The following is a 12,038-nucleotide window of genomic DNA, read 5'->3' as shown; positions in this document are numbered from 1 at the left end:
GAGCCTCAGACGTTGTAGATGTCAGCTTTGTATTTCGCCAAGTTTTCAGGGAGAGTCAGCCAATCGATGGTTTTTTGCAGCCCCTGACGGATATCATATTGTGGCTGAAAACCGGTAAGTGCACGAATTTTTGTGTTATCGCACCACAGACGAAACACCTCCGACTTCCCAGGGCGAAAACGCTGCTCATCCGAAATAAACTCGACATCGCTCTCCATCAGCTCACGAATGAGATTCAAGGTATCCCCGACCGAGATTTCGTAATTTGAGCCAATATTCACGGTTTCGCCTATTGCCTCAGCACAGCAAGCCAGCTCCAGAAAACCACGACAGGTATCAGCGACATAGTTGAAGTCGCGAGTCGGAGTCGTATCGCCTAACTTGATCTGCTTCTTGCCACTGGCAATTTGGGTGATAATCGTTGGAATTACCGCCCTCGCCGACTGACGGGGGCCATAGGTATTAAATGGCCTGGCGATAGTAAGGGGCAAATCGAAAGCGTTGTAGAAACTCATGGCCATCGCATCCGCACCTATCTTTGAAGCGCTATAAGGCGATTGCGCCTGCAACGGATGCTTCTCGTCAATCGGCACATACCTTGCCGTGCCATAAACTTCGCTGGTCGACGTGTGAATTATCCGCTTTACGCCATTTTCCAAGGCCGCCTGACAGATATTCAGAGTACCCTTGATATTTGTATCAACATAGCTATCAGGGGCAACATAGGAATACGGGATAGCAATCAGTGCCGCCAGATTGAAAACCAGATCGACACCTTTGGTAATATGCTTGCAATAGTGCGGATCACGCACATCACCATTAAGCACCTCAACACTCGACAGGCACTCGATATCCTCCAACCACCCCCAATAATTGAAGGAATTATATTGGGAGAGCGCCTTAACCTCATACCCCTCACGCACAAGAAGCTCAGTTAGATGAGAACCAATAAAACCATCAGCACCTGTAATCAAAGCTTTCACAACAAACCCTCCGCTTCAAAATTATTCAAGCTTTCCAGATAGGCTTTTTCAGCACCCAGCCAGAAGCAGTATTTTCCCAAAGGTGAGGTGTTCTGAATTCCTCAATAACCTCAGCAAAACGCTCCTCAGTAATCCCCATATACTCAAGGCACTGTTTCTGAAAAATCTCTGGAAACTCCCCATCAAAGCGCTTGATCAGAGAGATACCCTCTTCCCGCGTAATATCACCATTACGAATCTCTTGCGCCGCATCGTATGTCGCACGACCAATACCAAACTTCGTATAAGTCGTGTAATAATGAAGCCAATCGATCATATCATCCAGAGAGCTGTACTTACTGAAGCTACCTTCAGTCCTGAAATCATTCGGCATGAAGTCCGAGTTCTCAACAGAGAAATAATATGTCTCTTGCGGATGCCACTTCACATAGTACCCAAGATAATGAACCTGGGTTCCGACAGATTGGATCTTGTATGGATCCACAGGCAAATACGCCTCGAGATCAGCCATGGTGAACTTATGCTCCTCCATCAGCTGCTTGGCACTTACACCGCCAAGATAAAGATCACTCAGTTGATTTTCCGCAGTATAATATTTTGGATCGCGCGTAGGCTTGTCATTATCTACAATTGCATTTCCGTACTCCGCCTCGTTTTCCCCAAAAATAACTAGCGGAATGTCAAGCAGGACAGACATCTTGGGAGCCAGGTTCTTCTGCCCCAGAATGAAAGGCTGAAAAGGATGGCAAAGCTTCTCAAAGGCCAACCGAGTCAATGTCCGGTGAACTTTCTTATTCTGATTATAAGTATAGTTTGCAAACCCAGCATTGATCCAGGCATCAAAATTACGACGACCAATATCAGTGTAAATGGCAGGCGGCCACGTTACCAGGATCGGGTTCATGTTATATTTGAACTTTAGGATATGCGCCGCCATCACACTATCCTTCCCACCACTACCAGGCACCACCACATCGTAGCGACCGTCATTGCGGCGATAGCGATCGCAAAGTTCGCGCAGCTCTCTCTCGCGCTCTACCCAATCAATCTGCTTCTTTTTCTCAGCAAAATTGCAGGCATCACAAACGCCGTGCTCATCAAAAAAAATCGCCTTCTTGATCTCACCAGGCTTATTCTTGAACTCAACGGTCGACGACGGCCGCTGGTTATTCATCGCACATTTCTTACAGAACTGGATGTCTAACGGAAGACCGTAGCGTCCAAACGACTCTTGATTATTCATTCCAGGCTCACAGTGCTAAGAAGTTTTCAAAAATACGGATACCGGCTTGACGACTCTTTTCCGGGTGAAACTGCAAACCAAAAATACTATCATGCTGAACTGCAGAGACAATCTGATGCTCCGCATAGGAAGTCAGCGCAATGATATCCGTATAGTTCTGCATCTCGTAAGAGTGCATGAAATAAAACAAATCAGTAGCACTCACCCCCTTCAACAGAGGAGACTCTTTAACAAGTGACAACGTATTGAAGCCCATATGAGGCACAACACCCTTGCACTGTACCGGCCTGACCTCGCCAAGAATAAGTCCAAGCCCCGCAGTTTCACCGTATTCGAAACCTACCTTGCTCAGCACCTGCATCCCCAGACATATACCCAATAGAGGTCGCTTGGTAGCTGCATACTCAAGAACAGCTTCAGACATACCGGAAGCATTCAATTCCCGCATCCCATCTACAAAGCTGCCAACCCCAGGCATGACCAGCTTATCCACTCCCAAGATATCCTGAGGACGCTTCACCACCTTTATCTTGGCACCGGCGTACTCAAGCGCTCTGGAAATGCTGAACACGTTACCTGCTGCACCGTAGTCAACCACTCCAATCTGCTGACTCATACAGCCACCTCCACACCACGCTCACTCAAGAATTTTTTGATATCGCTGATAGTGGTTTTCCCATAGTGGAGCATCGAAGCCAGCGCAATCCCGCTCGGCTTAGCCACCGTCGCCACTTTCAATATGTCTTCAAGAGTTCCGGCACCGCTGGCCGCGACCACCGGAATGTTTACAGCATCCACGACGGCCTTGATCAAATCGATATCAAAACCACGCTGCCGGCCGTCGCAATCAACCGATTGCAGGAGGATTTCGCCTGCCCCACGTGACTCGGCCTCCTTGGCCCAATCGATGACGTCTCGCCCAGACGGGATACGTCCACAGTCGGTATAACAATCCCAGCCTTTTTCCGTCAGGCGTTTGGCCTCAATATTGACCACAACCGACTGCCCACCGAAAACCCTTGCAGCTGCATCGATTATCGATGGAGATTCGTGGGCCCCGGTATTAATTGCGACCTTGTCGGCACCATGGTGAAAAAGCTTCGAAAAGTCCTCGACACTACGCACCCCACCACCAACCGCAAAAGGCACTAGAATCCGCTTTGCCGTTTCGGATACGAAATCAAAGAGTATTTCTCGCCGATAAAGACTAGAAACTATATCAATATAGAATATTTCGTCTGCGCCTTGCTCATAGTACTTGAAAGCCAGGTCGCCAGGATCTCCGATTTTGCGCAGCCCTTCAAAGTGCACCGGCTTTACAACCTGAGGCGGCTTGACATCCAGCTTTGCAATTATTCTCATATCTCATCCATCAAAAAAAACCGAAAATAAATATTATTGAAAATCAAAAGACACACACTTCAAATATTATTTTCTAAATTTTAGCGAAATCCGGCTATCATGAAAATCGTCGTTTCACACCCCATGATGCGTGGGAAAACATCCCCCATCCAGCGAGCTGACGCACCTACCACCTAGATCCGGGAGAGACCATCGCCGGCTGCTGCTGAAGCCCGTCAGCATGCACGCTCTACCGCCTCGGCGCGGGATCGCGGACACCTCCGGACCATCAGCCTTTCTTGCATCGCGCTGCATACCCTTCAGGAAAACGACCTATCCAGACATGCTGAACAGCTCACAGATACGCATTATGCCTGCTATTGCCGAGGATGGCTTTCAGATAATCGTGGACTTGGACGATATTTCCCGAACAAAAATCAAGGCTATTGGTCCACGATAAATATCCACATTCGGCGCCAGAGGAGCAGGACGCCTAAACACAGTGCATAGACAAATGAGAGCCTGGCACAACAGGAGCGGCTGGCAGGTCGGCCGCCACCAGCCAAATATGGGCATGACATTGCGTTGCGGGCCATAAAACGACTTAACGCTTACAAATGCATCTCGCTGGCAAAACCAATATCACGTCACTGCCGGCTGCAACAGCTCCACCAGACGACGAACCTGCATCTGCATCTCGAAGTGCCTTCCAAAGTAATCTCTCCCCGAGCGCCCCATAGCTTCCCGCTCCTCCGGGCTCATGCCAGCCATATGCCGGATGGCATCGACCAAAGGCAAAACCTCCTCGGCAGGGCATGCCAGCCCGGCCCGAGCCTCAAGAACAATACGCGCGCCCTCGCCGTTAAGACAGGCAATCACAGGGCGACCAGCAGCCAGGTAAGCTTGAATCTTGCTCGGTATGGTCTGGGCGAATGCCTCTTCATTGTTCAGGGAAACCAGCAGGGCCGATGACCGCGCGAACACCTGCGGCATTGACTGACTCGGGAAACGGCCAGGCAAAACCAGGTTGCTCAATTGGTGCTCTTGTTGTTGCTCCTTCAACCAGGCAAGGCGACTACCACTACCGATCAGGACGATACGAATCCGGGAGTCGTCGCGCAGATGAACGGCAGCCTGCACCAGAGTATCCAGGGCCTGGGCCGTCCCCAGATTGCCAGCGAACACTACACAAAAATGATTTGCCAGCAACTCGGTCAACTCCAGGGGAATGGGCTCGACCTCATTAGGCGCCCGAACATCCATGGAGTTAGGGTAGTACTCGATCTTTTCCCGCGAGGCAAAGGCCGCCACCGGATCAATAAAGGCATGCGATTGCACGAGCAGAGAGTCACAACAACGATAAATCACCTTGACCACTCCTCCCACAGCCTTGAGTACGCAAGGATTTTTGACAAACCCCGTGGCGGAAAGGCTCTGCGGCCAGAGATCTTGCACCCAGAGGGACAATCGTGCCTTCTTGAGCCATTTGAGCAGAATCGCAGGAATGGCCTGTAGAACAGGAGACGGCGCAAAAACAAGGATCGCGTCGAAGTCGCGCTTCCTTAACATGAATGGCAGATAGAGCAGTCCCGCCAGAACAAATGAAAGATAATTGAAAACCAGGTTCCTGGCCCCACCCTTCCCTCGTGGCCAGAGAGGAACGCGCAATACCTCGATTTTATCCAGATAGCTCTCACGAAGACTCCCGATGGCACGGTACCCGTCGAACACCTTGCCCTCCGGGTAATTAGGCTTGCCGGTAGCCACCACCACCTCATGCCCCTGCTCATGAAGCACACGGACAATATCATTTATTATAAAACTTTCCGGCCAAAAATATTGAGAAAGGACAAGGATTTTCATACAGAATAAGCCAAATAATTATCAACGCCCACGCAGTGCTCTCTCGATAATATCAAGATAACTAAGCGCCCGTCCTTTTGCAGAGGAAAAACCAGCCGAATACTTCTGAGCCGCCTGCAACTTAATGCAGCGCGCGCGCTCTTCGGTAGAAAAATATAAATTTATAGTTTTAGCGATATCTTCCGCATCAAGTGGGTCAAAGTAGTTCGCCCACTCTCCGCAGACGTCCCTAACAAACCCCCGATCTGAAGCAAACAAGGGCTTACCCATCACCATGGCTTCCAGTGGCGTGGCTGAAAAGCATTCAATAAGGCTTGGAAATATCACCGCATCCATCTGCTGATAAAAAGAAGGGCACTGCGATACGGAAAGAACTCCAACATTTTTTACCGCAGCTTTAAAAGAATCAGATCGAGCCGCCCATTCACTATCACTAAGAGTGACACAGAACTCAACATCAACACCGTAAACCTCGCGTAACGTCCTGCTTACGTCAGGAAGCACATCGAGATTTTTGTGCGGGTAATCACGCCCAACATAACCAATCCTTAAAACATCCGCAGCCGGCAGGGAAAAACCCAAAGGTTCCCACTTGGCAGGATCAAAATACAAGGAGGATATACAGTTAGGCACAACATCAATTGCTTCGGCGGCAAAAATACCACGGCCAGCCAAACCAGATCTGACATGCTCAGCCTCGACAACCAAGCGGTCGGCTCGACGGAAAAAAAGTGATTGTAGCCAGTAACGTAAACGTGCCTTATAACGGCTGAGCTTTGGGGTATTCGCGTAGGAGTCGTTATCCGGATAAATAATCCACGCCTGTGCAAACCCTACTATACTGACGAAATTCTGAGAGAGAAAATAGGCCGGGCCGAATATGGTGAAGACAAGATCATATCCTTTGAAACGCCCAGATAAAGAAGCCCAAAGGCACGACAAACCATGGGTATCAAAGACCTCATAATCAACAAAGCCAGAGGTTTTGCAATCGATACGCACCAGATTGTCATGCACTTCAGTGGACACGAGCACGGAAAATTGCTCGGCTCTATCACCCAACCGAGATAATTCATCAATGAACGAGGCGGCGACCTGTACCCCACCCCCAAAATGCAAATTACTTGCATTCACCAAGAGTTTCAAAAAAAGCTCCTAGACAACAAATGGTTATAAGGCACGCTCCAGGAAACCGGAAAAATAAGTAGAGAAACGCTCCACCGTATGTTCCCTGCGAACCATTTCGGCAGCCCCTTGCCAATCGAATTGATTCATACGCAAACGGGTCAACGCTACCACGATCTTGTCAGCCAGCCTGGCGGCATCAGCAGGAACACGATAGCCAACTTCATCAGAAACGATCCGATGGGTTTCTCCCACATCGGTTGCAATAACCAAGGCCCCACACGAAATTGCCTCGAGCAATGATTGTGAAGGGTAATTTTCCTTATCCTGCAAGGACATAAATATCTTTGCCCTTGACAATACCTCAAATGGATTCGAAGCAAAACCTAGTTCAATATGAAAAGACGGAAGCCCGGCAATTCGAGACTCTACATAATCATGTAACGGCCCCGCGCCAAAAATACCGATATTTCCAACAGAGAAATCGCTATAGCTTTTCTTTATCTCGGTCAAGGCGTCAAAAAAAATCGACAAACCCTTTCCCTCACAGAGACGACTCATCAAGACAATATCATAGTCTTTTTTCTCAGCCACAAAAGAACGACTATAGTCAGTAAAGGAACATGGTGAAATTTCAATTGGCGGCCGTACACCAAAAAGTCTTTCGACGCTTTTTGCTATCCCCCCCGAAAGACAGTCCAGCCTGGTTGCAAAGCCAATACTTCGCCGCCATAAAAACCAGCTATATCGACTAAAGTTACTTCTATCCGGGCGAGACGAATCCACAACGGACAGAGAGTAACGCACTCTCAGCGCCCGCCCCACAAAAGAATGAAACAGAGTCAAGTAAGAAGGGTCAACGGGATAGTGTAGATGGCGGAGGCGCTGCGACAGTACGTACCACCAAAGCTGAAAGACAAATGCGACTTTGCTCACAGCTCCCAGCCGTCCAAACAAACGCAAGTCGTTCAGCACCACGACTCCATTCAAATCCAGTGGCACCCCTACCGACTCAAGAGCGGTCTTACCATGTGAGTTAATGATGAGTCTATGCCCGCCATACAGCTCCTGCATTTTTCTGAACGTCCTGACAAAACGCCGTTCAGCGCCACCGGGAGCGCCATAGAAGCTCATCACCAATACCGACATGCACGTACCTTTACTAACGATAGACTGCTCTAATCTCTACGCCATTTTATTTAAAAACAGCACGATAAACCTTCATGCAAAATTTCCAGAATTCTATTTCCGAGCCAAACTCGGCATGACTTCGCTGCTGCCGAGAGAGATAACTGGTCAGATCCGAATCAGCCCATCTCATCTTTTTCAAGAAATAATTGCGATCCTCGACCAAATCCTTTTCAGATGGATATGGGATTTTTTCCAAGTCGATCAGTGCCGCATCCCGGGTCATTTGCCCAGACATAATCAGGGTGGAAAAATGAACCCTACGCTTATCGACCGAAAACTTCCTTGGAAGAAGAAACCCCTGATAGAACCTGGTGAATATTGACTCATAGTGCTTATAGGGATACGGTTTATAGCCAAAATCTTCCTTCAAGGCCTGCATGGCAGCAACTTTACTGTAGGGCATCATATCGAGCATCGATTGCCACTTAATCTTCTTTACATAAGTATAATAGATATATCCCAGCGTCCCCAACATGGGGAAAGTCTTTATCCTTACAGCTGATCGCCGAGCAAGACAGACGATATTTCTCTTATCGTACTTAAACCAATTCCAGCCGACCGGAATGGACATCCCCTCGGAGCTCTGATTACTTCCGGAAAGAATATGAGAAACCCCATATTTTGCAGCCATCTTATAATTGACCGCCAGCATGGCATTGTCATACAACAATTCCACATCGATCACATCGCTATCGAAGAAGGCCTGCATCAGCGCCTTGTATTCACCCCAATCAACAACATGAGTATACAAATCGACATTTAGCTTTTTGATCAGATTAGCGATATTATTTTGAGCAAGCTCGGAATTCCAACCATTGTCCATGTGCACGGCCAAGGGGCGCAATCCAAGCTCGACAGCCTTGACTAAAACCCAGGAACTATCGACACCGCCGGACACACCAACAATGCAGTCATAGGTTTTTCCTGCACCATCTGCCTTAACCTTTTCAACAAACTCAGAGAGCCGCTCATTTCGTCTTTCATCGCTTTCTTCGAGAAGGTGGCCTGAGCGAATCAGAAACTCCGAACAATAATTACATACCCCATGCGCATCAAACGAAATATCCAATGCACTGGTGTCCATCACGCAACGAGTGCATATCTGGTAAGACTTACTCATCAATCACCCCAAATGTTTTTCAAGATCCGCATATTCTGGATAGGTAATCAACACAGCTCTATGCGCCCCTTGTAAAACAAAGAAACTACCTGCAGCCACCGCGGATGCGCCGGCGCCGATGGCGAGAGCAAAGTCCGAGACACCCGCAGCCCCTCCTAAAGCGATGAGCGGAACATCGACAGTTTCAGCTGCCATCTGGATAAGACGTAAATCATAGCCCTCTTGCATTCCATCACGATCAACCGCATTGAGCAGGACTTCACCCGCCCCTGCTGCAACCAACTCTTTCAACACCGAGAGCCAGTCGCTCGATGCTATGCCGCCTTTCGCTATTGAGCGCAGCCGATAACGCCCCAGCCAGTTACGCTTAACATCAATGGAAACTACGATACTCTGACTACCGAATCGCTCCGCCAAATCCCGAATCAAGTCAGGATTTTCAAGTGCGGCTGTCTGCAAGATTACTTTTTCAACCCCGATGGAAAATATCCGCCGGACCTGTTCAACACTTGTTATTCCGCCGCCATAACCAAGCGGCATAAAGCACTCGGCAGCAACACTTTCTATAAATTCATAGTCCGGCTCACGCCCCTGCCGGGTGGCATCAATGTCCAGTAAAACAAGTTCATCAACTTCTTTTTCATTGAAAATACGAATGGCATTGAGCGGATCGCCAATATACTTGTGTTTACCAAACTTCTGGGTCTTGACAAGACCTCCTTCACGCAGCAACAACGCAGGAATCACACGATGCTTGAGCAAACTACACCTCTAGAAAATGCCGGAAGAGTTCCATGCCGAATCTGTGACTTTTCTCGGGATGGAACTGGAATCCCCATATATTTTCTCGGCTGAAAGCCGCGACAAATGTCTCGCCATAGTCACACTCAAGCAGGACATCCTCAGGGTTCACACACTCAACACGATAGGAATGTACAAAGTAGAATCGACGCTTGGCTTCAAGTTGCGGCATCAATGCGTCATCACGAACCTGCCGCACTTCGTTCCACCCCATGTGAGGGACCTTGAGCTTGACATCGGTTGGTCGGAAACGCCTCGCCTGGGCATTGATCCACCCAAGACCGGGCTCTGCCCCCTCCTCGCTTCCACAGGTCAGCAATTGCATACCCAGGCAGATCCCCATGATAGGAGCCTTGCGCTCAAAGACGACCTGCTCCAGAGGCGCAACCCAGCCATTCTGGCGCAGACATGACATTGCATGGTCAAAGGCACCCACGCCAGGGAGAATCAGTTTTTCAGCACCAACAAGCTGCTCAGGTGTGCTGATGATCTGGGCCTCGCCCCCCTCATGGCGGATCATGTTGACGACTGAAGCCAGATTGCCGCTACCATAGTCGATCACAGATATTTTTTTTTCAGCCACAGAAACGCACCGTTCAGTCACTTCGCTGATTACAGACTAGAGCACGAGACCTCAACCTATCGCCCCCCCCTGCAACCAACGTCTCCGGAAAGCCAACCTTCTCCCGTTACACAACGGTAACGCTTAAAAGCCCTCATGGATCCATTATCCATGAGTCCCGCAGATAAAGCGACACACAAGAATAATACCGTCGCACCTCATCGAGATAAGGCACGCCAATCACATACGTCTTCACCGCTCGATGAGAAGCGACAATCGAAACAGATACACGTTTCTGTTTTCAAACTAAAACATGCTCCAGATAGCTTTGAAAATTCCCCTTCCAATCGGTCGCCCAAATATCTTCCTGGGTAACGCTTAGGCGCCCCTCTTCAGGAGAAAGAATAGCACTTGCGAACTCCTGTGCATTAGAGAATGCAAAGAAAGGATGAACCGGGTAAGCAAATCTTGCCTTCTCGGTATCCCATAGAAACACCTTTTCCACAATACCCATTGCTTCAAATAAGCCAGTCGACACTTCACCCGCAACAGCATAAGAGCTGGCAAATGACTCATATATATCTTGATGGCGATCAATTACCACATTCCCGGCCAAGCCACCGGGAAACCGCTCATGCACCTGAAGTCGCTCCAATGGGTGTGGCCGCAAGACAACCGTATAGCGCCCCAGCAGAAGAGAGCTAAGCTCCTCAGCCAACCTCAAATACAAAGAAAATTCGATACCATCGCTGAGAATCAGGATGTTTTTATTGCCTGCCCCTCTTTTTAAGGAACGAACCTGCGCACTATAATGAGGATTACCTATAACCCACTTCTCAACAGGAACATTTATCTGATCATTCCACCAACGACCATAGCCAAGAAAGTCATGCGGAAGGTATTCTCGATACTGCTCACTATTACACAGCAACGAAGAGTAATTATAAGCATCATGTCCTGCAGAAATCATCCCATGCTGAGGCTCGGCTACACGGACCCCCATCTCCCGAGCCACACTATTAAGTACCCCATGATCACTATAGCAACCTTCTTCAAGGATAAGTAAACGAGGCTTGACCCTGCCAAGAACACGTCGATATGCAGACTGCATAATTGATAGACGCGCAATCTTTCGCGACATAACTCCTACCAGCATTTCCACGCACTGATCGGATATGGATAGTCCACACAAACTAAAAGCCCTAGCCCTGGCGTACTCCAACACCTCACGAGCCTGCCGCGCATGCTCCATTCGCGAACACATGCGACCAGACAACAGTATCAGCATGTTCCGGGGCAACCAATAGTTAACTTTTTTATTCCAGCGAGGCTCTGGAAATTTCCAATCTACAATTCCTTCGACGGTCGCAACATCTCTGAATGAAGCTTCAACCAGATAATCAGTAATACGATTAAACCAAACACCTTGGCGCTTGAACTGACCAGCACCGGTTGCAAACACCAATATTTCACTTTGACCATGCTGCCGACAGGTGTTGTGAAAAACGCTTTTTGTCAGAACACTCAGAATACTCTTATAAGGAACAACCGAAACAGGAGCCAGCAAAGAAGCATGTTTGTAAAAAAGGTCAGAGATCAACTGCCTAAAAAACTGAATCCGTATCAGCGGCCAAAGCAAATATGCGGTTTTGGCACAGCGAAACTCCAGAAATGCCGGATCATTCTCGATCTGCAGCAATTCCTTCAACGTCGGACTCCCCTTCATCTGATCGCTACCAAACACATTAACATCCATTCTGCGCCCATATTCTGCCCGCCTGGCTACTTTACGTAAAAACTATTTGGCAG

11 protein-coding genes are annotated in these 12,038 nt (G+C 48.7%); all 11 read right to left on the bottom strand.

The features are described 5' to 3' along the window. Positions 1-5: 5 nt before the first annotated feature. The 11 genes from ACMGT0_RS05330 to ACMGT0_RS05280 all read right to left on the bottom strand — a co-directional run bounded on the left by ACMGT0_RS05330 (position 6) and on the right by ACMGT0_RS05280 (position 11,937). Entirely contained in the window at positions 6-983 is a 978-nt protein-coding gene (locus ACMGT0_RS05330) for an NAD-dependent 4,6-dehydratase LegB (protein ID WP_416771740.1), read from the bottom strand. 25 nt (positions 984-1,008) lie between these two features. Next, complete coding sequence (locus tag ACMGT0_RS05325) at positions 1,009-2,226, bottom strand: N-acetyl sugar amidotransferase (RefSeq protein ID WP_054059007.1); 1,218 nt, start codon at positions 2,224-2,226, stop codon at positions 1,009-1,011. A gap of 7 nt (positions 2,227-2,233) precedes the next feature. Next, positions 2,234-2,842: an imidazole glycerol phosphate synthase subunit HisH gene (gene hisH / locus ACMGT0_RS05320; protein ID WP_054059008.1), complete on the bottom strand. Its 609-nt coding sequence runs from the start codon at positions 2,840-2,842 to the stop codon at positions 2,234-2,236. Continuing rightward, positions 2,839-3,588: an imidazole glycerol phosphate synthase subunit HisF gene (gene hisF / locus ACMGT0_RS05315; RefSeq protein ID WP_054059009.1), complete on the bottom strand. Its 750-nt coding sequence runs from the start codon at positions 3,586-3,588 to the stop codon at positions 2,839-2,841. Before hisF ends, hisH (ACMGT0_RS05320) begins: the two co-directional genes overlap by 4 nt. Before the next feature lie 621 nt (positions 3,589-4,209). After that, positions 4,210-5,430: a glycosyltransferase family 4 protein gene (locus tag ACMGT0_RS05310; protein WP_054059010.1), complete on the bottom strand. Its 1,221-nt coding sequence runs from the start codon at positions 5,428-5,430 to the stop codon at positions 4,210-4,212. 21 nt (positions 5,431-5,451) lie between these two features. After that, a complete protein-coding gene (locus tag ACMGT0_RS05305; RefSeq protein WP_081005991.1) occupies positions 5,452-6,576 on the bottom strand; it encodes a glycosyltransferase in 1,125 nt (374 codons plus the stop codon). Between the two features lie 24 nt (positions 6,577-6,600). Then, the gene (locus ACMGT0_RS05300) at positions 6,601-7,704 is read right to left on the bottom strand and encodes a glycosyltransferase (RefSeq protein WP_081005992.1); all 1,104 of its coding nucleotides are present in this window, start codon (positions 7,702-7,704) and stop codon (positions 6,601-6,603) included. 46 nt (positions 7,705-7,750) lie between these two features. Beyond that, complete coding sequence (locus ACMGT0_RS05295) at positions 7,751-8,866, bottom strand: N-acetyl sugar amidotransferase (protein WP_054059012.1); 1,116 nt, start codon at positions 8,864-8,866, stop codon at positions 7,751-7,753. 3 nt (positions 8,867-8,869) lie between these two features. After that, positions 8,870-9,628: an AglZ/HisF2 family acetamidino modification protein gene (locus ACMGT0_RS05290; RefSeq protein WP_054059013.1), complete on the bottom strand. Its 759-nt coding sequence runs from the start codon at positions 9,626-9,628 to the stop codon at positions 8,870-8,872. Position 9,629: 1 nt separating this feature from the next. Then, positions 9,630-10,250 (bottom strand): imidazole glycerol phosphate synthase subunit HisH, encoded by a 621-nt coding sequence (hisH, locus tag ACMGT0_RS05285; protein WP_239687999.1) that lies wholly within the window; start codon positions 10,248-10,250, stop codon positions 9,630-9,632. A gap of 280 nt (positions 10,251-10,530) precedes the next feature. Then, a complete protein-coding gene (locus ACMGT0_RS05280) occupies positions 10,531-11,937 on the bottom strand; it encodes a hypothetical protein (RefSeq protein WP_416771737.1) in 1,407 nt (468 codons plus the stop codon). Positions 11,938-12,038: the final 101 nt, after the last annotated feature.

The sequence above is a fragment of the Pseudomonas sp. RHF3.3-3 genome, assembly GCF_048069595.1.
In the GTDB taxonomy this organism is placed as follows: Bacteria; Pseudomonadota; Gammaproteobacteria; order Pseudomonadales; family Pseudomonadaceae; genus Aquipseudomonas; species Aquipseudomonas fuscovaginae_B.
The sequence above is the reverse complement of the archived record's forward strand: the minus strand, read 5'-3'. Positions and strand labels throughout refer to the sequence as shown.

Coding starts and splice junctions, on each gene's coding strand:
- ACMGT0_RS05295 (WP_054059012.1), bottom strand. CDS start 8,866: ATGAGTAAGTCTTACCAGATATGCACTCGTTGCGTGATGGACACCAGT.
- hisF (WP_054059009.1), bottom strand. CDS start 3,588: ATGAGAATAATTGCAAAGCTGGATGTCAAGCCGCCTCAGGTTGTAAAG.
- ACMGT0_RS05310 (WP_054059010.1), bottom strand. CDS start 5,430: ATGAAAATCCTTGTCCTTTCTCAATATTTTTGGCCGGAAAGTTTTATA.
- ACMGT0_RS05325 (WP_054059007.1), bottom strand. CDS start 2,226: ATGAATAATCAAGAGTCGTTTGGACGCTACGGTCTTCCGTTAGACATC.
- hisH (WP_054059008.1), bottom strand. CDS start 2,842: ATGAGTCAGCAGATTGGAGTGGTTGACTACGGTGCAGCAGGTAACGTG.
- ACMGT0_RS05300 (WP_081005992.1), bottom strand. CDS start 7,704: ATGTCGGTATTGGTGATGAGCTTCTATGGCGCTCCCGGTGGCGCTGAA.